Origin of the sequence: Streptomyces sp. NPDC048637 (assembly GCF_040650675.1) — a bacterium.
GTDB lineage: Bacteria > Actinomycetota > Actinomycetes > Streptomycetales > Streptomycetaceae > Streptomyces.
The window spans coordinates 365,877-390,164 of sequence record NZ_JBEZHQ010000002.1; the positions used below are offsets into that span (position 1 = coordinate 365,877).

The 24,288-nt window shown below is 69.7% G+C and carries 16 protein-coding genes and 1 tRNA gene; 5 read left to right on the forward strand and 12 right to left on the reverse strand.

All coding sequences use genetic code 11. The features are described from left to right. Positions 1-173: 173 nt before the first annotated feature. Positions 174-2,000, reverse strand: a complete 1,827-nt coding sequence (locus AB0C46_RS04515) for a prolyl oligopeptidase family serine peptidase (protein WP_362825808.1) — start codon at positions 1,998-2,000, stop codon at positions 174-176. 246 nt (positions 2,001-2,246) lie between these two features. On the opposite strand from AB0C46_RS04515, the gene AB0C46_RS04520 reads away from it, so the two are divergent. After that, positions 2,247-3,080, forward strand: a complete 834-nt coding sequence (locus AB0C46_RS04520; RefSeq protein ID WP_362825608.1) for a class I SAM-dependent methyltransferase — start codon at positions 2,247-2,249, stop codon at positions 3,078-3,080. A gap of 269 nt (positions 3,081-3,349) precedes the next feature. On the opposite strand, the gene AB0C46_RS04525 is transcribed toward AB0C46_RS04520, so the two are convergent. Together AB0C46_RS04525 and AB0C46_RS04530 are read right to left on the reverse strand one after the other, a co-directional pair. After that, on the reverse strand, positions 3,350-4,639 hold the full coding sequence (locus AB0C46_RS04525; RefSeq protein ID WP_362825610.1) for a cytochrome P450: 1,290 nt from the start codon (positions 4,637-4,639) through the stop codon (positions 3,350-3,352). Between the two features lie 282 nt (positions 4,640-4,921). After that, positions 4,922-5,695: a helix-turn-helix domain-containing protein gene (locus AB0C46_RS04530; protein ID WP_362825611.1), complete on the reverse strand. Its 774-nt coding sequence runs from the start codon at positions 5,693-5,695 to the stop codon at positions 4,922-4,924. 606 nt (positions 5,696-6,301) lie between these two features. Here AB0C46_RS04530 and AB0C46_RS04535 point away from each other — a divergent pair. Then, positions 6,302-8,398 (forward strand): bifunctional polysaccharide deacetylase/glycosyltransferase family 2 protein, encoded by a 2,097-nt coding sequence (locus AB0C46_RS04535; protein WP_362825612.1) that lies wholly within the window; start codon positions 6,302-6,304, stop codon positions 8,396-8,398. A 225-nt stretch (positions 8,399-8,623) separates the two neighbouring features. After that, complete coding sequence (locus AB0C46_RS04540; RefSeq protein WP_362825614.1) at positions 8,624-9,901, forward strand: LCP family protein; 1,278 nt, start codon at positions 8,624-8,626, stop codon at positions 9,899-9,901. A gap of 129 nt (positions 9,902-10,030) precedes the next feature. Here the strand turns inward: AB0C46_RS04540 and AB0C46_RS04545 are convergent, their stop codons facing one another. Together AB0C46_RS04545 and AB0C46_RS04550 are read right to left on the reverse strand one after the other, a co-directional pair. After that, a complete protein-coding gene (locus AB0C46_RS04545) occupies positions 10,031-10,597 on the reverse strand; it encodes a hypothetical protein (protein WP_362825615.1) in 567 nt (188 codons plus the stop codon). A gap of 93 nt (positions 10,598-10,690) precedes the next feature. Next, complete coding sequence (locus AB0C46_RS04550) at positions 10,691-11,140, reverse strand: DoxX family protein (protein WP_362825617.1); 450 nt, start codon at positions 11,138-11,140, stop codon at positions 10,691-10,693. 189 nt (positions 11,141-11,329) lie between these two features. Here AB0C46_RS04550 and AB0C46_RS04555 point away from each other — a divergent pair, with 189 nt between their 5' ends. Further along, complete coding sequence (locus tag AB0C46_RS04555) at positions 11,330-12,547, forward strand: amidohydrolase family protein (RefSeq protein ID WP_362825618.1); 1,218 nt, start codon at positions 11,330-11,332, stop codon at positions 12,545-12,547. Between the two features lie 108 nt (positions 12,548-12,655). On the opposite strand, the gene AB0C46_RS04560 is transcribed toward AB0C46_RS04555, so the two are convergent. Next, complete coding sequence (locus tag AB0C46_RS04560; protein ID WP_362825619.1) at positions 12,656-13,183, reverse strand: hypothetical protein; 528 nt, start codon at positions 13,181-13,183, stop codon at positions 12,656-12,658. A gap of 242 nt (positions 13,184-13,425) precedes the next feature. Between AB0C46_RS04560 and AB0C46_RS04565 the strand changes: the two genes are divergently transcribed. Next, complete coding sequence (locus AB0C46_RS04565) at positions 13,426-14,349, forward strand: FkbM family methyltransferase (RefSeq protein ID WP_362825621.1); 924 nt, start codon at positions 13,426-13,428, stop codon at positions 14,347-14,349. A gap of 30 nt (positions 14,350-14,379) precedes the next feature. On the opposite strand, the gene AB0C46_RS04570 is transcribed toward AB0C46_RS04565, so the two are convergent. The 6 genes from AB0C46_RS04570 to AB0C46_RS04595 form a co-directional block, all read right to left on the reverse strand. Then, positions 14,380-16,017: a glycosyltransferase gene (locus AB0C46_RS04570; RefSeq protein ID WP_362825622.1), complete on the reverse strand. Its 1,638-nt coding sequence runs from the start codon at positions 16,015-16,017 to the stop codon at positions 14,380-14,382. Between the two features lie 595 nt (positions 16,018-16,612). Beyond that, positions 16,613-17,371 carry a glycosyltransferase gene (locus AB0C46_RS04575; RefSeq protein ID WP_362825624.1) on the reverse strand — a complete coding sequence of 253 codons (759 nt, stop codon included), beginning with the start codon at positions 17,369-17,371 and terminating at the stop codon, positions 16,613-16,615. A 5-nt stretch (positions 17,372-17,376) separates the two neighbouring features. Further along, a complete protein-coding gene (locus AB0C46_RS04580) occupies positions 17,377-18,165 on the reverse strand; it encodes a GntR family transcriptional regulator (protein WP_362825626.1) in 789 nt (262 codons plus the stop codon). Between the two features lie 479 nt (positions 18,166-18,644). Then, a complete protein-coding gene (locus tag AB0C46_RS04585) occupies positions 18,645-22,646 on the reverse strand; it encodes an AAA family ATPase (protein WP_362825627.1) in 4,002 nt (1,333 codons plus the stop codon). A 736-nt stretch (positions 22,647-23,382) separates the two neighbouring features. Further along, a tRNA-Pro gene (locus tag AB0C46_RS04590) sits at positions 23,383-23,456 on the reverse strand. A 12-nt stretch (positions 23,457-23,468) separates the two neighbouring features. Further along, entirely contained in the window at positions 23,469-24,197 is a 729-nt protein-coding gene (locus tag AB0C46_RS04595) for a Pr6Pr family membrane protein (protein WP_362825629.1), read from the reverse strand. Between the last annotated feature and the right edge of the window lie 91 nt (positions 24,198-24,288).

Consider the following 24,288-nt stretch of genomic DNA (forward strand, 5'->3'; position numbering starts at 1 on the left):
ACGTGCTCTGGCCGCCGCCCGTGCTCTGGCCGCCGCCCGTGCTCTGGCCGCCGCCCGTGCTCTGGCCGCCGCCCGTGCTCTGGCCGCCGCCCGTGCTCTGGCCGCCGCCCGTGCTCCGCCCCCGCCGCGGATCTGAGCGCCCGCCCCGGCCCTGCGCTCGCCCCCGCCGGCCGCTAGCTCCTCTCGATCACATGCCGCTGGGCGAAATCGAGTTCCAGGCGGACCTGCTTGATGCGTTCCTCCACCACGAGGGAGCCGTGTCCGGCGTCGTAGCGGTAGACCTCGTGCGGATGGCCGCGGCCCTCCAGCCGCTGGACGTAGTTCTCCACCTGCTGGATCGGGCAGCGTGGGTCGTTGACGCCGGCCGAGATGTAGACCGGGGCCCGCACCGCGTCCACATACGTGAGCGGTGACGACGCCTCGAAGCGCTCCGGGACCTCCTCAGGGGTGCCGCCCAGCAGGGTCCGGTCCATCGCCTTGAGGGCTTCCATCTCGTCGTTGTACGCCGTGACGTAGTCCGCGACCGGAACCGCCGCCAGGCCCACGGCCCAGGCATCCGGCTGGGTACCGAGCCCCAGCAGCGTCAGATAGCCGCCCCATGAGCCGCCCGCCAGCACCAGCCGCTTCGGATCGGCCAGCCCGGACGAGACCGCCCACTCACGCACCGCGGCGATGTCCTCCAGCTCGATCAGGCCGACGCGATGCTTGAGCGCATCCGTCCAGGCGCGGCCGTAGCCGGTCGAGCCGCGGTAGTTGACGCGTACGACCGCGAAGCCGTGGTCCACCCAGGCCGCGGGCGACGAGGCGAACGCATCGCTGTCGTGCCAGGTCGGGCCGCCGTGTATGTCGAACACCGTCGGGAAGGGGCCCTCGCCCGCCGGCTGCTGCACCAGCGCATGGATACGGCCACCGGGGCCCTCCACCCAGACATCCCGCACCGGCACCGAGCCCGGCGCCTTCATACCGGGCGGGTCCAGCACGACCTCGCCGCTCGTCGACCGCACCTCCGGGGGCTGTGCCGCCGACGACCACAGGAACTCCACCGTGCCGTCCGGCCGCGCCGTGGCGCCCGAGACCGTGCCGGCCGGGGTCTCGACCCGGGCCAGCGGACCATCGGCCGCAGCGGCCGCATCACCGGTACCGGCCGGGGCTCCGCTGCCGCCCGGTGTGCCCAGCGCGTAACGCCACAGCTCGCTCCGGGCCTGGTACTCGTGCTCCACCAGCAGCGCCGACCCGTCGGGATACCAGTCGGCACCCACATCTCCGGGAAGATCGATGTCCAGGGCCGTCTCCACGCCGGTCAGCGGGTCCCAGATCATCGGCTCCCAACGACCCCGCCGCTGATGCCCGACCAGCAACCGGGCGTCCCCGTCCACCGGTGCGAAACCCATCACCGACAGGCCCAGCTCCTCGGTCCCGCCCTTGGTGTCGTCCAGCTCCGCGACCGTCGAGCCGTCGGGCCGTACGACGCGGATCGCGGAGTGCATCGCATCGCCGTGCTCGGTGTGCTCAAGGGCGACCAGCGAGCCGTCGTGCGAGAGATCGCCGACGCCCGCGGACTCGCGGTGCCGGTAGATCTCCACCGGCGGCTCCCCCGGCCGGACGACATGGACCGTCGAGCCCTCCTCGTCCGTCGAGCACCCGACGACCGCCGTCCCGTCCCGGCCGATCGCCAGTCCTCCCGGATACGAGGGGGTGAGACCAGGGGTCGCCGGCTCATCCGGGCCGCCCTCGAACGGCTGCCGCATCCAGACGCCGAACTCGTCCCCGTCGGTGTCCGAGAACCACCAGATCCACCGGCCGTCCGGCGACAGCGTCCCGTCCGTCGTGCCGTTCGGACGGTCCGTGGCCTGCCGCTGCTTGCCGGTGGCCCGGTCCCAGGTATAGAGCTCGAAGGTGCCGGTGGCGTTCGAGACGAACAGGGAACGGTCCGGGGCGTCCTCGGCCCAGTCCGGCAGCCCGATCCGCGGCGCGCGGAAGCGCTTCTCCCAGTCCGGCATCGCGGAGTCCACACCACTGGGGTCCGCCGAGCCTGTCGCGCCCGTCGTCGACCCGTCCGACCCCGTTATCGGGCCGGCCGAGCCCGTCCTCGTCCCGGCCGTGTGCCGGATGTCGGTCGTCGAAGGAGGTGGAGTGGTGGCGTCGGGGCCTGGGGCTGGGGTCGTCTCGTCAGTCATGGGCCCATTCTGCGCCCGGTGCCGGAAATCCGTTGGCGAGGGCCACAAGGCTGTGGATAACTTCGCCGAATGCGAAGAATTTCGGGTCCTGAGGACTGGCGGGAGGCCAATCGTGCGAGGTGGGACGAGCGCGTCGCCCTCCACACCGCGAGTGATTATTACGACCAGGACGGATTCCGCCGGGCCCGGGACGTGCTCCGTGACTTCGAGGTCGCCGAGGTCGGCGACGTCACCGGCCGCTCCCTCCTCCACCTCCAGTGCCACTTCGGCCAGGACACCCTCTCCTGGGCCCACCGCGGCGCGGCCCGCGTCGTCGGCCTGGACTTCTCCGAACCGGCCATCGAAACCGCCCGCGAACTCGCCGCCGAGCTCGGTTACGGCCCCGACCGCGCGGTGTTCGTCGCCGCCGACGTCTATGACGCCGCCGAAGCCGTCCCCGACGCCGCGTACGACATCGTCTACACCGGCATCGGCGCCCTGAACTGGCTCCCGGACGTGGAACGCTGGGCCGACACCGCCGCGTCCCTCGTCGCCCCCGGCGGCTTCCTCTACCTCGCCGAATTCCATCCGCTCTGCGACGCCCTGGACGACGAGACCGGATCGCGCATCGTCCACGACTACTTCAGCCGCGACGCATGGGTGGACGAAGTCCCCGGAACCTACACGGACTTCGGCGCACCGACGGTCCACAACCGCAGCGTCGAATGGCAGCACACGCTCGGCGATGTCGTCTCCGCCCTGGCCGCCACCGGTCTGCGCATCGACTTCCTGCACGAACACGACAAGACGATGTTCCAGCGCTTCACCGCCCTGCGCCGCAACGACGATGGCTACCACCGTTTCCCCGGCGACCGCCCCCGCATCCCCCTCATGTACTCGCTGCGGGCCGGCCGCCCGCGCTGATGACGGCCGGGCGGGCCGACCACCCGCCCACGGTCCGGTTGTATGCCCCCGGCTCCGGCCCCGGCCCCGGCCCCGGCCCCCGGCCCCGCCCCTGACGCCGATGTCGATGCCGGCGGACCCGGACCCGCCAGGGCCGCCGCCGACTGCCTGGACGACGGAAAGTAGCGACGGCAGACCGGGACCCCGTGCGGAGAACTGTCCCGCACGGGGCCCTTGTTTGCGTCGGTGCGTGCACGGCGGAGCGGCCGCGCGCTCTCCGGACGGGATCGTCACCCCAACCGCAACGGCAGGGAATCGAGCCGCCAGATGCCGGGCAGTGGTGCCCGCTCCAGTTGTTCCGGTGCGATGCCCAGCGACACCTCCGGGTAGTGCGCGAAGAGCTTCATGAACGCGACTTCGCCCTCCTGTTTGGCGAGGGTGGCGCCCAGGCAGTAGTGCATCCCGTGGCCGAACCCCACATGATTCTCGGCATGGCCGGCGGGGTGACGGGTCAGGTCGAGACGTTCGGGTTCGGTGTAGTGGCGGGGGTCGAAGTTGGCCGATACCAGGATCAGTTGTACGGCGTCACCCTTGCGGACCGGCGTCCCGGCGAGGTCGACATCTTCGGACGCATACCGCAGCTGGGTCATGTGAAGCGGCCCACACCAGCGCATCAGCTCGTGAACGGCACGCGGAAGCACAGCCGGATCATCCTTGAGCAGGCGCAGCTGGTTGGGGTGGGTGAGCAGCGCCGCCGTGCCGTTGCCTATGAGATGGGCGGTGGTCTCGTGGCCGGCGAGCACGACCGTGAGGATCATGGTGACCATCTCGACGTCGCTGAGCCGGCTGCCGTCGTCGTCATGGGCACGGATCAGCTCGCTGAGCAGATCGTCGGTGAGCGCACCGCGCCGCTCGCGGATCAGCTCATGGATGTGCTCGATCATCGCCGGGAACGTGGTGCTGCCGTCGGGCTGCAGCGAAACGAGGTCGGCACCCCATTTCTGCCATTGCGGACGATCCGCTTCGGGTATGCCGACCAGTTCGCAGATGACGGTGATCGGCAGGGGGTAGGCGAAGTGTTTGATGAGGTCGACCACGCCGTCCTCGGCGTGCTCGGGCAGCCGGGCCAGCAGCTCGTCGGCGATCTGCTCGACCCGCGGCCGCAGGTCGGTGATTTTACGTGCTGTGAAGGCGCGCGACAGCAGACGGCGGAGCCGGGTGTGGTCGGGGGCATCGTTGTTGAGAATCGATCCGAGCAGATACGGCCGGAAACGCTCGGGCAACCCCATCATGTCCAGCCGCCTGGCCAGGGGGCTCTCGTCGATCGAGTGCCCCAGGGACGGCGCGGCCGGATTGTTCACGAACCGCTGGTCGCGCAGGACTTGGCGGACCTCCTCGAAGCGCGTCACGAGCCAGACGGGTGAGTCGTCCATGAACCGGCCCCGTATGACCGGTCCTTTCTCGCGCAGTGCGCCATAGCCGCCGAACGGGTCGGTGATCAGCGCCGGTTCCATCACATTCGGCTCGCCCGGGTGTTTCCCGATATGCGCGGCGAACGGGGAGCTGGTTAATTCCGACATCTTTCGATCTCCTCCGGGTTGGGAGTCGGCCCGCGAGTCCGGGTGGGACCCGGTCGGGCCAGGGCTGGGACGTGGATCTTTTCCTTCGCGGAAGGCGCTTGAGCAGTCGTGGCCGGATGTCCGTCGGACGGAGTCAGGCGGGTGGAGTCAGGGGGATTCCGATTCGTGGAGTCGGCGTGATGCAGTCACTCGCAGGGAGCCCGCTGCGCGAATCTGAAGCGGTATGAGGCCATCACACGTATCCACCGCATGCATCCGCCCCAAGGAATCCACTGTGCAGCTTCAGTCACGTATCTGCCGGCGCATCTCCTGGGCGCAGAGTTCGGTGAAATGCTCGTGGATGGCGATGACTTCGGGAGCGGCCGACGCCGCGGCGACGCGCATCCGGGCGGAAGCGGCGTCCGGCCCGGAGCCGGAGTCCAGGTCAGCGGCGGGGCCGGAGCCGTCATCGGCGTCGGCGTCGGCCGGCACCTCCAGCGCGCTGCGGAGGGTGCGGGCGAGAATTTCGGCGCGTACCTCCACGCTTTCCGGGGCGCGGTCCGCGAGCAACGCCTCGGAGAGGAAGAAGCCGGTGGACGTCGCCAGCAAGGCGTATTGCTGGTGCTGCACGTCGATGTCGCGGCGGACCAGACCGTGTGCGCGGAGCACTTCCAGATGGCGGCACAGATGCCGGTCGCGCTGGACCATCAGCTCCGCGAACTCCTTCTTGGCGGTGTCGTTGAGCCGGCCGAGGATATCGGCGTCATCGGTGTAGAGCGCGCGCAATACCGGTTTGGTCTGGAATTCGAGGAACTGCCGGCTCATCATCCGGCTCGGCAGAATCTCCACCGGGTCCGCCCGCATGCGCGCCAACTGCACGTGGTGCATTCGGTATTGGGCCTTCAGCATGACGGCGAGGAGCAGCGAGTCCTTGGTCTTCCAGTGCAGATAAACCGTGCCCTTGCCGACCTTGGCGCGGCGGGCGATCTCGTCGATCGTCACCCGCCCGTAGCCCCAGGCGAGCAGCAACTCACCTGCCGCTTCCAGGATGCGGTCAGCGCGCTGCGCTCGTTCCACGTCGTGGCCCCCCTCCGACTCCATGACCAGATTTCGAATCTGGTCACACAGTCAAAGTTAGGTCGGGCAGAGCCGGGGGATAAGGGTGTTTTCAGTCACCGGCCGGGACGGCGGCCTCGGCGCCGCGACGAGGCCAGGTGTTAGAACACTCTCAGGCAGACGCGGGTGAACGCCGCGTTGCGGAGGTCGCAATACCGGGCAAAGTTCACCGCAATTAACCGTCTGACCTGGGCAAATGTCCTCGGGGTGCAGAGGCCGGACCGCCGGTCCGGAGCCTTGTCACCGAGGTAAGGGATCTTGGAAGCGGCCCGCTACCCGAGATCGGTGATGAGTACACTCGCCGACCATGTGTGAGGCCAGCCGGAACGCAAAACGGCAGAAAATACGTGTTTCCCAGTCATGTGCCGATCCTTCCGTCCGGCACGCAAAGGTGCTGCGGAACCCGGTCGCCGCCGTCGGACACGCCCCCCGCCGGGCGTCCGCCGCGGCTGCCGATGACGTCCCGACGTTCCTCACCCGCGTCGCGGCAGCTCCGGTGACAGCTGCCGGCGCCCCCGCCCGAAGACTCCCCGTCTTCACTGTGGCCGAGGTCACCGCGGGAGCGACGTGAAGCGCGGCTCGAACCGTGGCCGGCACGCGCAGTCCCGTGATCCGCGTGGTCACTGGCTGCTGCTGATGCTCGTGCTGCCCCTCGCCTTCGGCGCCCTGCTCTTCGAGGGCTGGACCACCCACGAGGTCGATGCCGCGAAGACCCGGAGCGACTGCACCACACCGGTGCCGAAGGCGGTGGACAAGGGCGGCCCGGTGGTGCGCCTCAACGGCGACAAGGTGAAGTCCGCCGGGATGCCCGCCCGCACCGTGGCGCTCACCTATGACGGGGGCCCCGACCCCGTATGGACGCCACGCCTGCTCGATCTGCTGCGCAAGCACCATGCGCACGCCACCTTCTTCCTGCGCGGCGCCCAGGCCGCCCAGCATCCGGACCTGGTACGGCGGATCCAGGCCGAGGGCCATGAGATCGGGTCGAACACCTACACCGGTGCGGCCATGGGCTCGGCCTCGTCCTTCCGGTCCCGGCTGGAGCTGTCGCTGACGCAGAAGGCGCTGGCGGGCACCGCGGGCATCCACACCGACCTGCTGAGACTGCCGCAGACCACCGCGGTCGACACGATGTGCGGCGCGGAGTGGAAGGCGGCCCAGCAGGCCGGTGCGGAGGGTTACACGCTGGTGGCCGCGGACCGGTGGTTCCGTAAGCCGTCACAGGGTGTGATCCGGCAGTTCAGTCAGAACGACGTCGCCTACAGCGACACCGAAAAGCTGCTCAACAACCGCAGGGTCGACAAATTCACCACGGTCTCGTTCGGGGCCGGACTGCCCGCGGCCGATACGCCGGCGCCCGCCCCTGAGCGATGGCTGGGCACGGCCCTGGTGTGGACCAAGGCCCTCGGGCATGCGTTTGTGAACGGTATGACCTGGGTGCTGGGCATCGCCGGCGGCCTGGGTGTGCTCCGGCTGGCCTCGCTCGTGTTCTTCGCCCGCGCCCATGTCCGGCGGCTGGTGCGCTTCCGTCCGGGCTCACCGTGGCTGCGCGAGATCACCGACCCGGTAACGGTCCTGGTGCCCGCTTACAACGAGGCGGCGGGCATCGAATCCACCGTCCGTTCGCTGCTCGCCTCCACGCACCGGTATCTGCAGATCATCGTGATCGACGACGGGTCGACGGACGACACCGCGGACATCGCCACCTGGATCGACGATCCCCGCGTGGAGGTGATCCGCCAGCCCAACTCGGGCAAGGCGGCCGCCCTCAACACCGGTCTGGCCCATGCGCGGTACGACATCGTGGTCATGGTCGACGCCGACACCGTCTTCGAGCCGGACGCCATCTACCGGCTCGTCCAGCCGCTCGCGCACCCGGCCGTGGGCGCGGTCAGCGGAAACACCAAGGTCGGCAACCGGCGCCGCCTGCTGGGCAGATGGCAGCACCTGGAGTACGTCTTCGGGTTCAACCTCGACCGGCGGATGTTCGAGGTGCTGGAGTGCATGCCGACGGTCCCCGGCGCCATCGGCGCCTTCCGCCGGGACGCGCTGATGGGCGTCGGCGGGGTCAGCGAAGAGACCCTCGCCGAGGACACCGACCTCACCATGGCTTTGTGGCAGGCAGGTTGGCGGGTGGTCTACGAGGAGTCCGCGATCGCCTGGACCGAGGTGCCCACCTCGCTGAGCCAGCTGTGGCGGCAGCGGTACCGCTGGTGCTACGGCACGCTCCAGGCCATGTGGAAGCACCGCCGTGCCGTTTTCGAAGTGGGCCCGGCCGGCCGCTTCGGACGCCGCGGGCTGAGCTACCTCACCCTCTTCCAGGTCGCTCTGCCACTGTTCGCACCGATCGTCGACGTCTTCGCCCTGTACGGGGCGCTCTTCCAGGGGCCGGTGCTCTCGGCCGGGGTGTGGGTCGGCTTCCTCGCCCTCCAGCTGGCCTGCGCCGGATACGCCCTGCGGCTCGACGGAGAGCCGGTGCGGGAGCTGTGGGCGATGCCGTTCCAGCTCTTCGTCTACCGGCAGCTGATGTACCTGGTGGTCATCCAGTCCGTGGTGGCCTTCCTGCTCGGCACCCGGCTGAAGTGGCAGCGCATGCACCGCTCCGGTACCGCCGCGCAGCACATCGGCCAGCCGGTCGCGTACGAGAGCCTGCCGTCGAGATGAGCGTCCGCACCGTGCCCCCAGGGGGTCCGCCCGCCTCAGGACCGGGCGGACGCCCCGAGAGGCGCGGCCGGGCGCTCCCCACCCGCCGCCGTGCCTGCGCCCCCGAGCCGGAACGGGCTCTCATACCCCGTCGCCGGACCGTGCATTCACCGCATTCACCCCATTCGCTTGTGCAGATCTGCGCACCATTTGGTGAAGAGCAGATGAGCATGCAGACTGCCGCGCATGACTGATTGGCTGGAGGGGCCGCACGAGGGACAGTGGCGCGGCGGCGAAGCGCAGGCGGAGCACATCAGCACCGGGCAGATATGGCGCCCGGGCGACCCCCCGCCTCAGGTACACCAGGCACCGCCACCGAATCCCGGCGTGCACGGCGCCGCCCCACAGGCGCCGCTGCCACCACCCCGCTTAAACGGTCGCACCGGCAACGGCAGGCCCGCGGTCCACACCGGCCGTACGGGCCCGGGCGGCGGCAACACCGGCCGCGGCCGGCGCGCCGCGGCCCCTCCCCGCAAGCGCCGCCGGATCACGCGGGCGCTGATCGTCCTGTCCACCGTGCTGGCCCTCGGCTCCGTGGGCACCTACGTCTGGGCCGACACCAAGCTCAACCGCGAGGTCGACCTGGGCGAGATCGCGGACCGCCCGTCGCAGGGCGGGGGAACCAACTATCTGATCGTGGGTTCCGACAGCCGGGTGGGCCTCTCCGACCGCGCCAGGAAGAATCTGCACACCGGCGGCTCGGCCGACGACGGCCGCCGCACCGACTCGATGATCCTGCTGCACACCGGTGCCCACGGAACGACGATGGTGAGCCTGCCGCGTGACTCGTGGGTCACCATCCCGTCACACATCCGCCCCGAGACCGGCAAGCACTACCGGGCGTCGAAGAACAAGCTCAACGCGGCGTTCTCGTTCGGCGGCCCCGACCTGCTCGTCCGGACCATCGAGCACAACACGGGCATGCACATCGACCACTACACGGAGATCGGCTTCGCCGGCTTCGTCGGCATCGTCAACGCGGTCGGCGGCGTGCCGATGTGCCTGGACCGGGACATCAAGGACGAGAAGTCGGGCGCGAACCTGAAGAAGGGCTGCCACACGCTGGACGGCCGTACCGCGCTCGCCTTCGTCCGCCAGCGCCACCAGGAGGCCAAGGGCGACCTGGGCCGCAGCCAGAACCAGCAGAAGTTCCTGGCCGCACTCGCCCGCAAGGCCGCCAGCCCGGACGTCCTGCTCGACCCGTCCACGGTCTACCCGACCATGGACGCGGGCCTCGGCACACTCATCGTGGACAAGGACACCGGCCTGCCGAACCTCACCTCGCTCTTCGAGGCGATGAAGGCCGTCACGGACGGCGACGGCAAGCGTCTCAACGTCCCCGTGTCGAGCCTCGGCTTCAAGACCCCCAAGGGCAGCGCCGTGAAGTGGAACGATCGCCAGGCACAACAACTCTTCACCGAGCTGAACAACGACCGCCCGGTGACCGCCGGGGCGAAGAAGTGACCGCCCCGACAGCCACTGGCACGGCCCCGCGGCATCCGGCCTGACGCGGTCCCCGCCGGCCCTCGGCAGGCACACAGCCCGCACCGAACGGCCTGCCGGAGCCCACGCCGGGAGTCGGCCGGTATCCGCTCAGGGGGTGTCGCTGCCGTCGCGCTGAGCGGGCGGAAGCAGGAGATCGCGTTCAGGGTGCTTCTCGCCCGTGACGCTGCCGTCGACGCCCAGGTCCGAACGGGCTGCTTCATGGAAGTCGTTGATGCCCCGGAACACGGCGCGATGCCGTTCGCGCCAGTCTTCCAAGGTGCCGTTGATCTTGCCGCTGGCCTGCCAGTCGACGGTGAGAGCAAGGGCGCTGAGTTCGTGCGCCGCCTCCACGACGTCGTCGCCGCCGAGCAGCATGACCCGCTCGAAGGCGCGCCCCCGTAAGCGGCCTGCCACCGACATCTCCGCAAGCATGTCCTGCTCGCTCGTCTCGCTGACCCGAAGACCTTCCCTGTGCTCATAGAGCTGCACGGCGAGGAAGATGCACGCCCGCATACTGTCGACGTAACCCTCGTACGCCTCAAGCTTCTTGCTGTCCCAGCGCGTCACCAACTCGTGTTTCTTGCGCTGCCGTTCCATCGCGTAGGTGGTCAGGTGCGTGGAAATCGATCCCAGCAACACCGCGGCGATCGTTGCCCATTGCTCGCCGGCGTCCATGCGCCCCCCGTCCACGCATTCCTGAAAAGGACCGGGCGATCATACAAGTGCAGGCCGTCCGCCGGCCCACGGACGGGGCAGCTGCTCACCCGGCTACAGGAACAGCCCCCAGGCCCCGTCGAGCGACCAGCTCTGCCAGCTCATGGCGCACAGCGCGGCGACGGAGATCAGCGTCATCATCAGGTTCTGTCCCTGCTCCGCCCAGTCGTGGATCATCAGCGCGAGATAGATCAGGTTGAGCACCGCCCCGGCGGCCAGGGCTATCGGCGTCAGGAAGCCCACGATCAGTCCGAGCCCGAGAGCCAGCTCCGCGTAGGCGACGAGGTACGCCATCAGGCGGGGGTGGGGCCGTACGAAGCGGTCGAAGCTCTTCCGGACGGCGGGCCATCGGTGGTCGGCCGCGATGCCGGCCGCCCAGGTGATGCCGCCGCCGGCGAACCAGGTCTTCTTGTCCTTGTGGCGCCAGCTCTCCAGCCACCACAGCCCGAGGCCGATACGGAGGACGGCGAACCACTCGGCACCGCTGAGCCAGATCGTCTGCATGCTGCCTCCTCGACTCATCAACCCGAACTGACGATTCGTCAGTTCAGCGGACACCGCGCGATCCCGCAAGGGGTGGAGTTCCCGGCCGTGCCTTGTAGTCGCAAGGGCGAGCCCATAACCTCCGAACTGATGGGTTGTCAGATACCGGCCCGGCGGCGTGACTCACCGGCAGGCAGTTGGGGGTACAGCGTGATCAGCAACGAGAGCGGCACGGCGGAGCTTCCCAGGGTCATCAGCGTGGATGATCACGTGATCGAGCCCGCGCACCTCTTCAAGAGCTGGCTTCCGAAGAAGTACCAGGACAGGGGGCCGAAGCCCTTCACCGCCGGTATCGGCGAGCTGGAGTACGTCGGTGGGAAGTACCGGTTCACGACGGACCCCGAGGGCCAGATCACGGACTGGTGGGAGTACGAGGGGCTGATCTTCCCGTACAAACGCATCATTGCCGCCGTGGGCTTCTCCCGCGACGAGATGACGCTGGACGGGATCACCCGGGAGCAGATGCGGCGCGGGTGCTGGGACCCCAAGGCCCGGCTGGCGGACATGGACCTCAATCACGTGGAGGCGTCGCTCTGCTTCCCGACGTTCCCGCGCTTTTGCGGGCAGACGTTCGCCGAGGCCGAGGACAAGGAGGTCGGGCTCGCCTGTGTGCGGGCGTACAACGACTGGATGGTGGAGGAGTGGTGCGGGGACAGCGGCGGCCGCCTGATTCCGCTGTGCCTCATCCCGCTGTGGGACATCGATCTGGCGGTCGCCGAGATCCGGCGCAATGCCGCTCGCGGGGTGCGGGCGGTGACCTTCAGCGAGATTCCTACGTACCTGGGGCTGCCGTCCATCCACTCCGGCTACTGGGACCCGTTCTTCGCCGCGTGCGAGGAGACGGGCACCGTCGTGAACATGCACATCGGCTCGTCGTCGCAGATGCCGGCGGCGTCACCGGACGCACCGCCCGCTGTGCAGGCATCCCTGAGCTTCAACAACGCGATGGCCTCGATGATGGACTTCCTGTTCAGCGGCGTCCTGGTGAAGTTCCCGCGGCTGAAGCTCGCCTACAGCGAGGGCCAGATGGGGTGGATCCCGTACGCCCTGGAGCGCGCCGACGACGTCTGGGAGGAGCACCGGGCGTGGGGCGGGGTGAAGGACCTGATCCCCGAGCCGCCGTCGTCGTACTACTACCGGCAGATCTTCTGCTGCTTCTTCCGTGACAGGCACGGCATCGAATCGATCGAGACGGTCGGCGTCGACAACGCCACCTTCGAGACCGACTACCCGCACGTCGACTCGACCTGGCCGCACACGAAGCAGGTGGCGGCCGAGCATGTGGCGGGCCTCTCCGACGACGTGACGTACAAGATCCTGCGCGGCAATGCCATCCGGATGCTGGATCTCTCCTTCGACCAGGATTGACCGGCTGCCCCACGCGCACCGGTCGGGTCCGGCACCACCGTCCACGCCGTGGTCCGGCACCACCGTCCACACCGTGGTCCGGTGGTGCCGGACAGGTGGCGGTGAGCGCTACATCCAGCCCGCAGCCCTGGCAGCGGCGACGGCGGCTGCCTCGGCCGCGTCCGCCTCAGCGTTCAGCACCTCGCTCCTGCCCATGCCCTCCCTCCCCGCGGCCGTTCCGGCAGCTTGAGATGCCTTGAGGGCGGCGTGGTGCGCGGCGCCGGAGAGCTCGTCGGCGCCCTGGGACCGGGCGATGAGGGCGGCGAGCACGGCGGCAGCGGCGGCGTTCCGGGCGTGCCGGGCGTCGGCCGCGGGGTCCGGTGCGCCCTTGGCCAGCGCGGCAAGCGCGTCAGCGGACAGGCGAAGGGCGTTGGCGGCCTTGGCGGCGGCCTCGGTCGGTACGGCGATGACGGCGGCCGGGTCCGCCTCGACGCCGGCATGGCGGCAGGCGGCCTTGGTGCGCTCGGCGGCGCTTTGTGCGCGGGCGGTGTGCCTTTCCCTGAGGGCTTCTTCGGTGCCCGGCGTCACCGTGTCCTGGATCAGGGTGACGGGGGCTTTCGGGGCGCTCTGTTGCTCATCTCCGTGGGACTCGCTCATTGCCGTCTCCTTGTCTGTCAGAGCGACAGCGCTGCGTCATGGAAATCCCTTGTCGGCCTCGGCCGGCGACGGCCGGGGCCGCGCGGCGGGTGTCGCGCAGGGTGGCACGCCGGGCCGCAACAGACCAGAGCGGCGCCCGATCCCCTCGTCCGCACGGAGGCACTGGGGGCCGCGGAGGCCACGCCGTATGGGGCCGGCCGAGCGCGCTACGGTTCCGGGAGAAGCCGACGGAGGGTGAGCGGATGAGCAACGCCGTAAGTGAGACTCTGGTGACTCTCGGGCGCGGGTATCTGAGGGACGCTCCTGGCACCTGGGGCAAGGCAGCCCTTGCCACGCGGTACCTCAACCCATGGCTGCGGCATCACCCTCGCCGGCGAGTCGTCCGCACCCGATTCGGCGCCGCCATGGCCGTGGATACGCAGGACCTCATCCAGCGCTATGTCTACCTGTTCGGCGTGTGGGAGCCGCACATGACGCACTGGCTGCAGCGCCGGCTCCGTCCGGGGGACACCTACATCGACGTCGGCGCCAATGTCGGCTACTTCAGTCTGCTCGCCGCACAGCTCGTGGGGGAGGAGGGCCGGGTGGTGGCGGTGGAGGCTTCGCCGACCTTCCACCGCGGCATTCTGCGGCACGTCGGGATCAACGGGTTAACGAACGTCCGTGCCGTCCACACCGCTGTCTCCGATGAGCGGAAGACGGTCACCCTCATCCTCGCCAGCTCCAGCAATATGGGCGCGGCCAGCATCGTCCCGTACGGCGGTCCGGCGGAGGCAGCCATGGAGGTCGAGGCGGCTCCGCTTCCCGAAATCCTCGACCCGGAGGAGATCGCGTCCGCCCGCGTGATCAAGATCGACGTGGAAGGCGCTGAGGGGTCCGTCATACGGGGATTGGCGCCCCTGCTCGACAAGCTGCGGCCGGATGCGGAAATCACCGTCGAGGTGACCCCTGACCGGATGGAGAAATTGGGGGACTCGGCCGACGAGCTGTTGGCGATCATGCGAGACCACGGTTTCCACGTCTACCGACTCGCGAACAGCTACGCCCCGGGGAGCTACCCCGCGGCGCTGCACCGCCCCACAGGGGTGCCGGTGCGCTGGACGGGGCGGATTGCCGGGGAAAGCGACCTGATCTTCTCCCGGGTCGATGCCGAACGACTCCCGTGACGTGGGCCTGGACCCCCGGGGCGAGCAGGGCTATCGAGGGTCTTCACGGACCTCCGGTGTCAGCGTGATCACGGTGCTTGTGCCGAGCGGGCCGTCGGTCGGGATGGTGCGGCTGGTATGAGGCCGGGAGCCGATCAGGCGCTGCAGACCGGCCGCGTCCGGCTGAAGACGGCCATGTTCGAAGAGAATGAAGCTGATCTTTGTGTCGCGGGGCGGAGTCATCCGGCCGTACTGGGCGTAGGTGACTGCGTCGCAGCCCGAGTACCAGCCGACCTCGGGTTCGTACCCGGTGACCAGGAGGCATGGGCCCTTGGAGGAGAGCTGCCGGGCTACGGGGACGGTGGAGTGGCTCAGGCTCGTGGGGCCGGGCATTGCTCCGTGAGCGACCACCTGGGTGGTACCGAAGATCGTGATACCGGCCAGAGAGGCAATGGCCAAGAGGGCCTGAGGGGCCCAGCGAGTGGTCATTTCGGCGATGTATTGCACGCCCAGCGTGGTGAGCAGAATGACCGGCAGGTAGACAAAGCGCGGCTCGCCGTCGGTCGCGATGCCCAGGACGACGAAGATGAACAGAGACGCGGTGCCAAGAAAAGCGCGCCGCCGGTCGTCCCGCAGTGGCGTACCGCGATGTTCCTGACGAGCACGGCGGATTCTGCGGAGGGCGAGCCAAGTGACGACAAGGCCCGCTGTCATGACGACGGCGCCGAGGTCGCCGGCTAATCGGTACGGGAAGATCGCCAGGTAGTAGATGAGCCCGTCACCGATGAAGTCGCGTTCGGCTTGCTCGGTCGCAGAGAGAATGACGCCGAGGGGCGAGCCGGTGACGTGCAGGGCGTAGAGGAAGTGGGGCACGAGGCCGGCGAGGAGGGTGGTGCCGGCGACGATCAGATGCCGCCCATGAGTGAGCCATGCCCGAGGGCCGTATACGAGGACTGCTGCGACGGCTATCGCCAGGAGATTACCCACGACACCGTAACGAAGGTAAAAGGCAGCGAGGATCACGAACGGAACGACCAGCAGGGCGCGTGATTCCGCCTTCTCCTGGGCGCGTATGAGGAGGAGTACGACGATCAGCAGGAGGCCGGTGCTGCCGATGTCGTTGAGAAACTCGGGCACGCGGCGTAGGAAGCCGAGACCGCTGAGCAGAAGCAGCATCGTGACAACGCCCTGGCGCGGAGTGGTCCAGTGGCTCGCCACGAGGTACGTCACGCTCAGCGTGAACAGTGCCAGGACGAGTGTGGTGGCCCGCAGCGCACCGACGTCGCCGTGCAGCGCGAGGGCAATGCGTCCGAGGGCCGGAAGGCCTACGGGCCGGTAGACCCCCCACCCCGCATCAGGTGTGCCGTCCTGCCAAGAGCGTGCCTTGTTGGCGTAGACCGCTTCTTCGTGCCCGATGTAGGGCTCGTCGTCCTGCAGTGCTGCCCACACGCCCGCGGTCAACGCCAGCACCGCCGCGGCGAACGCCCATACGGGCACCCTCCGCAGCAGCTCCACGGACTTCGACCAGAGCGGCCATGAGCCGAGGACTCTCGGCCAGTACCGCCGAGCGATCAGCCAGGCCGGTGCGGCACCCAGGAGAAAGGGCCACGGCTGCCAGCCCGGCAGCCAGCCGCCCAGGCCGATGGCGAGGAGCACCTGCTGTACGGCGGCAGCCGCGGTCAGCGTCACAGCGATACGGAAGGCCGTGCGCTGTAGCGGGGTGGTTTGCAGGAGAGGGGGACGATCCCGCTTGTCCCGTTGGCGGGGAATGGTGCGGTGAGCGCTGTTCCGTGCAGTGGAGCCGACTGCCGTCCTTGGGACGTGAGGCGGCGGTATGTCATTCGCCATAGGGACGCCACCGGCTCGACTGGCGTACTGCGGCTCTTGCACCCCACCACGTGCCGTGCGCAGCGGACTCCCTGGCCCCTACGAGCCATTCGGCACCCGGAGCATCGGCACCTGCGGAAGCGACCGGGAGCATCTTGCGAGCCCTCCCCTGACAGGGGCTCTGGCCTGTTGCCTCGCCCTCTTGATCGCGCCACAAGGTAGGGACTCTCAGGCTGTACAGACAAGCAACGTGGGGAACTGGTGTCCGGAATTGATATGCGCCAGGAGGGCGATAAGTCTCAATAGACCCGGAAATACCGGGCACTTCCCCTGAAGAGGCAATAAGCGGAGTGTCCCATTGTTGGCCGTTTTCAGGCGGCCGATCCGTAGCGCCGGTCCATCGATGGTGCAGATCAATCGGTAGTGCCGACGGTGGCGCCGATCAATCCGCCACCGATCAATCCGCCGCCGGGTAGCGCCACTTGAGGTCGGCGAGCTGTCGTGCCCTGGCCTCCACGACCGCCATGCGGGCGTCGCGCTCGGCGGTGTCGGTGTGGGAGGCCTGGCCGGTCACCTGGCCGGGCCACTTGCGGTAGTGGAGGCCTACTTCGGAGGAGAACCAGCCGCGGCTCGTGGCATTCAGCGCGAGCAGCAGCCCGGTGTCCTCCGAGGCGGGCAGGGCCATCCATCCGCCAAGGGCGAGGAGCAGGTCGCGCCGGACGAAGAGGGTCGCCGGATGGACCTGGGCGCGGAAACCGTTCGCCTTCCAGAAGTCGAGCACGGCTCCACGCTCGATCGGCCCCGGCTCGGGGTCCCCGGGAAAGCCGGCGGTGGAGCCGTCGGGCAGCAGATCGAGGACGCGTGACGTCGCCCAGCCGAGGCTGCGCTCGCCTTCGAGGGCGGCCAGGTCACGGGCCAGCGCGCCGGGCGGCAACTGGTCGTCGGCGTCCAGGACCTTGATGTACTCACCCTCCGCGTGCGCGAGGGCGATGGTGCGCGCGACGCCGGGACCACCGGGCCGCCCCTGCCGGAACGTCACCCGCTCGTCATCGGGGACGTGCGGCGCGACCTCATCGCTCCTTCCGTCCTCCTGGATGACCCAGTGCCATTCCCACCCGTCGGGGAGTTCCTGCCGGCAGAGCGACGCGTAGGCCTCCGGCAGGAAGTGCGCCGACGGCGCATGCACGGCAGTGACGATGATGATGCGCCGGCGCACGGCACTCACCACCTTTCCAGGGGAGTGGTGAACAGCATTTCCGTGCGGTCGCCGGGCAGGATGACGTCGGAGACGTCGACCACCTGGTCGTTGATGTCGATCGAGGTCTTGCGGAGGGCGAGTACCGACGTGCCGGGCGGCAGCTCCAGCTCCGCTGCTTCCTCCGGCGTCGGCGGGCGGGCGGTGACACGCTCCTCGACGCGGTCCAGCTCGATGCCGACGGTGTAGAGCTGGCTCTGTGAGCCCCCGGGCCAGGGCTCCTTCGACTCGTCCAGGAGATCCGGGTTCTTCGCGACCAGGCCGTGGACGAGGTACGAGGTCACCAGGCTGAAGGGCGCGCTCTCGGCCGCGTACCTGGTGCGGTAGGTGCGTTCGAGGAGGGCTGTGCCTTCGGGGAGCCCGAAGGCTTGCGCGAGGCCGTGGCTCGCCTCGACCTTGCGGTAGGACGCTGTGAAGACCAGGTCGTCGACCGTCAGGCCGGTGTCGTGCTCGGTGGCGCCGGTCCGGGCCCGCTCCGCCAGCGGCACCCGTGCCCGGTCCTTCTCCCACTGGTGGCGGCGGTTCGTGCGCAGCGCGGAGGTGCGTTGCCGGCGGACGAAATTGCCGCGCCCATGGTGTTTCTCGATGAGGCCTTCGTCGCGGAGGGCGCGGAGCGCCTCGCGGATGGTCGGCACGCTGCGCCTGAACCGTTCGGCGAGCTTCGACTCCGCCGGCAATTTGTCCCCGGGCTTCAGCTCACCTGCACGGATGGCCTCGCGGAGCTCGTCCGCGATCCGCTCGTACGCCACTGCCATGGGTGCTCACCGTTCCGTTTCCTGGCGTCCCGGTCGGCTCGTCGGCCGGACGGCTCCACCTTATGACTCCTCAAGAGGTGTTGACGAGTGGAGCAGGGCCGGACGCCAGGGTCGGCGTGACGCACGGAGCGCCATTCTTCGGCAAGGGGGCGGTGTGTGAACTCACGACGATTTCGTCCCGCATGAGGCCGGACGGTATCGGTGCGCGTTTCCCTGTTCACGGTGTTCACGTTCTGCACAGGGCGCGAAAACGCCCGATCGCTGGCGACGGGGGATGCACCAGCGATCGGGCTGTGGCCAAGACTAGCAAGGCTGACCGCGCAGTGGGAGTCAACTGCTGCATTGCCATACAGAGTTGTGGTTGGAGTCACGTAGCGCGGTACGGCAGCGGTGGAAACGAAGGGCCGAATTCGCTGCAGAGACGGCCGGGGGCGTCCCGCCCGATGCGCGGATCCGGGCCGTTCGGCGGGGCGACTTCGCTACCCGCCGCACGGCGGCTCGTACGAGAGAAGAGGCAGATACTCGCGCCATTTCTCCGGCGTCAGAACGCCCCGAGTGGTCGAGCAAATGCGGCGAATGGCCTTGTCGGGGTCCAGGTTCCACAGCCGGACGGTTCCGGCGCCGCTCGATACTCCGAGCATGTGGCTCTGGGGACTGAACGACAAGAAATTGCCCGTCTTGGCATTGGGGCTCGTCGACTGACCGATAGGAGCCGCCTCGGACGGGTGCGTGACGCGCCAGAACCGGACCGTGTTGTCGTTGCCGCCGCTCGCCAGGGTGCGGCCGTCCTCGCTGAACGTCAGCGACACGACCGCTTCGGTGTGGCCCGTGAGAGGGGAGCCCAGCCGGGTTGCCCTGCGGGGGTCGGCCGTGTTCCAGAGCCGGACGGTGTCGTCGTCGCTGCCGCTGGCCAGGGTATGGCCGTCCGGACTGAAGGCGAGGGCGTTGACCGGTCCCATGTGCCCCGTGAGGGGCGCGCCGAACAGGGCGGCATGACGCGGGTCGGCGGTGTCCCAGAGCCGGACGGTGTCGTCCGCGCTGCCGCTGGCCAGCGTGCGTCCGTCCGGGCTGAAGACGAGGGAGTTGACGTAGCCCTTGTGGCCGGTGAGCGGTGCGCCGAGCCGGCGGATGCGGGACGGGTCGGCGACGTCCCACAACTGAATGGTGTGGTCGTCATAGGCGGATGCCAGCGTGCGCCCGTCCGGGCTGATGGCCAGCGAGTCGGGGCCCACGAACCGTGTCCGCAGCGCGGCGGGCGGCCCGTAGGAGACCGGACGAGCCGGGTCGGAGACGTTCCACAGCTCCACCGTCTGGTTTCCCATCAGCACCGCGAGGGTGCGGCCGCCGGGGAAGAATGCCAGCGCCCGCACATCGCCCTTCCCGGGCGTGAACGGCTTGCCCAGCACAACGGGCCGGTGCGGCTTCTGTACGTTCCACAGCCGCACCCTTCGGTCGCGGGCCCCCGTGGCAAGCACCCGCCCGTCCGGACGGAACGCTCCTATACGGCCGACCATGTTCGATGTCGGAATCGACCAGAGACGGACCTTGCTGTCGCCACTGCCCGTGGCCAGCGTCCGCCCGTCGGGGCTGAAGCCCACGGCGTACATCTCCCCGCTGCTGCCCGCGAGGGGCTCGCCGACCTGCGACGGGTATGCCGGATCGCTGACGTTCCACAGGCTCGCCGTGCTGTCCGCGCTGCCGGCGGCGAGCATATTGCCGTCGGGGCTGAAGGCCACGGACCACAGGGGACCGGTGTGGCCGGTGAGCGGCGCGCCGAGCGGCGCCGCGTGACGCGGCGAGGCCACGTTCCAGAGCCTGATGGTGTTGTCGTCGCTGCCGCTGGCGAGCGTGCGGCCGTCCGGGCTGAAGGCCACGGAGTGCACCGTGTCCGTGTGGCCGGCCAGCTCCGTGCCGACCGGCGTCGGGCGGCGCCGGTCGGCCACGTCCCACAGCTTGATCGTGTTGTCGTCGCCACCGGTTGCCAGCGTCCGCCCGTCGGGGCTGAACGCCACGGCGCGTACCGCGGCGGTGTGGCCGGTCAGGGCACCGAGCGTCTTCGGCCGGCGCGGGTCGCGGAGGTCCCACAGGCGGGCGGAGTGATCTTCGTTGGCGGTGGCCAGAGTGCGCCCGTCAGGGCTGAAGGCGAGCAGGAAGACCGTGCCGTCGTGGCCGGTCAAGGGCGCCCCGATCCGGTGCGGGTGGCGGGGATCCCGCACGTCCCACAGCCGGATCGTGCCGTCGTCCGCGGCGCTGGCGAGGGTCTTTCCGTCCGGGCTGAAGACAGCGGTGCTCACCCAGCTCGTGTGGCCGGTGAGGGGCTTGCCCAGGGGGCGGGGACGAGTCGGGTCCGCCACGTCCCACAGCCGCACCGTCCGGTCATAGCTGGCGGTGGCCAGGACCCGGCCGTTCGGGCTGAACGAGGTGAGGTAGACGGCACCGGTGTGGCCCAGCAGCGGTGTGGCCAGCGGCGCGTTCACCATCGAGATCAAGCGATTGTTCGTGCCCTCGTCGTCGGGCCGCAAGCCGTGTGCCACCAGATCGAGTTGGGCCGACAACGAGGGGTCCGTGTACTGCGCGCGGTCGGCCTGGGCGACCACCTGAGCGAAAACGGTGTCGTCCCGCTGCTGCCGGGCGACCACCGCGGAACCGACAGCCAGCATCGCCATGACGACCAGCGCCGCCACCGCACCACGGCTGAGCAGGACGGTGCGCTTGCGCAGCCGGACCGAGGCGGCCAGGAATTCCACCGCGCTGCGGGTCAGAAAGGTGTCACCGGCGGATTCGGTCCAGTTGCGGGCCTGCTCCAGACGGGAACCCCGGTAGAGGAGGGACGTGTCGCGGTTCGAGCCCTCCCAGGCCCTGCCGTCCTCCTCCAGCCGCTGGCGCAGCAGGTTGCCGTTCCGGTCCTCGTCGATCCATTCGCGCAGGCGCGGCCAGGCATGCAGCAGCGCTTCATGGGTGATCTCCACAGCCTCCGCGTCGAGTGTCACCAAACGGGCGTGCACCAGCGCTTCGAGCGATTCCCTCGTCTTGTTCGGGTCCGTCGACTCGTCCGCCAGCTGGCGCCGCGTCCCCCGCCGACGGGTGGCCTGGGTGTCCTCGCCCAGCCGGACCAGCCTGAGGAGGAGCAGTCGCGCGGCCGTGCGTGCCGTCGGATCGAGGCCGGACCAGGCCCGCTCGGCGGTCGCCGCCACCGCTCCCTGGATTCCCCCCGCCGCGCGGAAGCCGGACAGCGTCAGCCGTCCCGCCTTCCGCCGCTGCCAGGTGGCGAGCAGGGCGTGGGAGAGCAGCGGCAGCACCCCTGCGTCGTGCGCCCCGCTGAAACCGTCGGCGCTCACTTCCCGGACGATCAGTTCCGCCAGCCCCGGTTCGAGTTCCAGCCCCACGGCCTTGGCCGGGCCGGTCACCGCTTCGCGCAGCTCCGTGGTGGTCAGCGGCCCGAGCACCATGTGCCGGTGCTGCAGCGCGTCGGCCAGTTCGGGATACCCGAGGCACTGCTCGTAGAAGTCGGCGCGTATGCCGAGGATGACGAGGACGGGGGCCGGGTCACCCGAACCGGAGGGCGTGCACGCGGCGTGGAGGAGCTGGAGGAAGGTGCGCCGGGCCGTCTCGCTGGAGCAGAGGGTGAAGGCCTCCTCGAACTGGTCCACGATCACGACCGGACGGGCGGCCGAGGACGTCCCGCGCCCCGCCCATGCCGTGGCCGCCTCCCTCACCGCGTGCGCGAACTGCGGAGTACCGGGCGCCTTCGCCGCCGACTCCTCCGCGGCGGCGACGACATGGGCAAGCCCGGGGATCCGGCCGGTCAGCTCCGCGAGAGGATCGCCTCCCGGCACGAGCTGCAGGACCTCCCGCTCCGGGCGGTTCCCGTCGCCCAGCGCGCCGTTCTGCAGTGCGGGCACCAAGCCGGCGTTCAGCAGGGAGGACTTTCCGGCCCCTGAGGCGCCCACGAGCATGACCAGGCCGCCCGTCTTCTCCGCCGCCCGGAGCTGAGCGACGAGGGCATCCGTGCTCCGCTCCCGGCCGAAGAACCACCGGGCGTCCTGCTGACGGTACGACGCCAGTCCCCGGTACGGGCACACACCGGGAAGGGGCGCGGCTTCGGCAGGCGGGTGTTCCTCCTCCGGCGTGGATGCCGCGGCGCGGTCGTCGACCGCTCGCTCCCACAGCCGCTGCCACTGGGCCAGGTCGTACAGGCCCGTGGACACCGGCGCGGGCCGCAGGCGTCGCGCCTGGGGGACCAGGATGTGCAGCACCGCGGCGAGAGCGGCGAATTGCGCCGGCACGTTCTTGGCCCGTCGCCAGTCGCTGATCCGCTGCACGGACACCCGTACGGGCCGCCCTCGTTCGTCGACCCGCTGAAGCCGGACGACCGCCTCGGCCACCTTTTTGAGAGGAGGGTTGCCGGCCTCCTTGTACAGCAGCGCGAGACGTTCTGCGAAGGCTCTGCGCGCCCCTGAGTCGGGACTCAAGGTCTCCACCCCCTACGTCCCCCGCACTTGGACATCCGGACCGGAAAACTCACCTTAGCTGGCTGACCTGTGGTTAAGCCGTTGGTTCGGATCCGGAACCTCCTCGGCGGGAGCCACAGCTGACAGGATCACCTCGCAGCGGCGCAGCATCCGGGCGTTGCCCGGACAGGCCACCAGCTCACTGCTCGGAGACAACTCCTGACGCATGCGGTCACCTTCTGTCGGAGTCACGAGCGGTCGTGACGGACTCGGCGCAATGAGCGCGAGGGAACTGTGGAACCGTCCCATCCGGACTGCTGCCGCGTCGACCACGGGTCCGGCCCTTTCCGGATCCGCGCCGGTACGGGGGGCGCGGATCGACGCCGCCCGCGCCGTTCGGCACCGGTCCCCACGAGGGGAGGGACCGGTGGCGAACGGCGCGGCGTTGGTTCTGCCGACCCGGGCCATACATGCGGTCCGGGCGGCTTCGCCCACCGGACCGAGGGTGAGTTGAGCCCGAGACCTGCCCCGCCGGGGGAGCCGGCGCCGTGCCGCGCCGCCGAATGTGGCCCGGATCACTTCACGTTCCGGGCTCGGCGAGCAAGGGGAAGTGCCTGAAGGGGCGTCAGTAGGCGGCGCCTGGGAGGCGGGCACGAATTCAAGATCCATTCCCTGATCGCTCCCGGGACGGCTCGGAGTGCGCATCGCGTACGCATCAGGCCCGGCTTCCGTTTCCGGAAGCCGGGCCTGACCTGCTACTTCTCAGTCGGGGTGGCGGGATTTGAACCCACGACCTCTTCGTCCCGAACGAAGCGCGCTGCCAAGCTGCGCTACACCCCGAAGCAACGAGCTCTACTTTAGCGGACTGATCCCTGTAGGTGAAATCCGGTTGTGGTGGAGCCGGGGAGAGGGCCTGACCTGGTCGATCCCGACGGCGATCAAGGGGAGCAGGCAGATCACCAGGGCGAGGGTGAGGGCGGTGGTGACGGTCGGGGGCGGGGCACCGGCGGTGGTGGGGAAGGCGAGGGTGAACGCGAGGTAGAGGAGGGGATAGGCCGGCCACTGCCAGGCGTAGGCCAGGCGGAAGCCGCGGGGGCCGGTGAGCAGCAGCCAGTCGGCGAGGGCGGCGAGCGGGATGAGGGCGTGGAGGAGCTGGTGGCCGATCGTCTGGGCGGCGGTGGGGGTGCCGGCCTCCGGCAGCGTGAAGGCGGTGGTGCCCCCTGCGGGGAGGGCGTAGTGGACGAGGGCGGGGAGGGCGAGGAAGGAGAGGAGGGCGCCGGTGACGCGGGGGCTCACGGGGCGGCGGCCGGTCCACGCGCGGTGGGCGGAGCAGGCGGAGACCAGCGCCACGGCGAGGTTGGCCTGCACGGTGAAGCGGGTGACGAGGTGGGCCGGGGCGGGGGAGCCGAGGGCGGCGAGCAGCAGGCCGGTCAGGGCTGCCGCGGCGAGGAGGATGCGGAAGGCGGCTGCCAGGGGGCGGCGGATCGTGGGGGCGACGGCTGCGGCCGGGGTGCGGGCGGCGGCAGCGGCGGGGTCGGTGGCATGGCGCGTGGACTGCGAGGTCCGGGTGGGGTCGGACATTCCTCCACATTAGGGGGATGATCAGTGGGTGCGGGAGACCCGAACCGGCAAAACCCCGGGCCCGGCCCGAGGCCCACACCACTGCGCCCCG

Bases quoted from the DNA above. Each gene is read 5' to 3' on its own strand.
- AB0C46_RS04595 (WP_362825629.1), bottom strand. From the start codon at position 24,197: ATGTCCGACCCCACCCGGACCTCGCAGTCCACGCGCCATGCCACCGAC.
- AB0C46_RS04545 (WP_362825615.1), bottom strand. From the start codon at position 10,597: ATGGACGCCGGCGAGCAATGGGCAACGATCGCCGCGGTGTTGCTGGGA.
- AB0C46_RS04525 (WP_362825610.1), bottom strand. From the start codon at position 4,639: ATGTCGGAATTAACCAGCTCCCCGTTCGCCGCGCATATCGGGAAACAC.
- AB0C46_RS04565 (WP_362825621.1), top strand. From the start codon at position 13,426: ATGAGCAACGCCGTAAGTGAGACTCTGGTGACTCTCGGGCGCGGGTAT.
- AB0C46_RS04515 (WP_362825808.1), bottom strand. From the start codon at position 2,000: ATGCCGGACTGGGAGAAGCGCTTCCGCGCGCCGCGGATCGGGCTGCCG.
- AB0C46_RS04580 (WP_362825626.1), bottom strand. From the start codon at position 18,165: ATGGCAGTGGCGTACGAGCGGATCGCGGACGAGCTCCGCGAGGCCATC.
- AB0C46_RS04550 (WP_362825617.1), bottom strand. From the start codon at position 11,140: ATGCAGACGATCTGGCTCAGCGGTGCCGAGTGGTTCGCCGTCCTCCGT.
- AB0C46_RS04540 (WP_362825614.1), top strand. From the start codon at position 8,624: ATGACTGATTGGCTGGAGGGGCCGCACGAGGGACAGTGGCGCGGCGGC.
- AB0C46_RS04520 (WP_362825608.1), top strand. From the start codon at position 2,247: ATGCGAAGAATTTCGGGTCCTGAGGACTGGCGGGAGGCCAATCGTGCG.
- AB0C46_RS04560 (WP_362825619.1), bottom strand. From the start codon at position 13,183: ATGAGCGAGTCCCACGGAGATGAGCAACAGAGCGCCCCGAAAGCCCCC.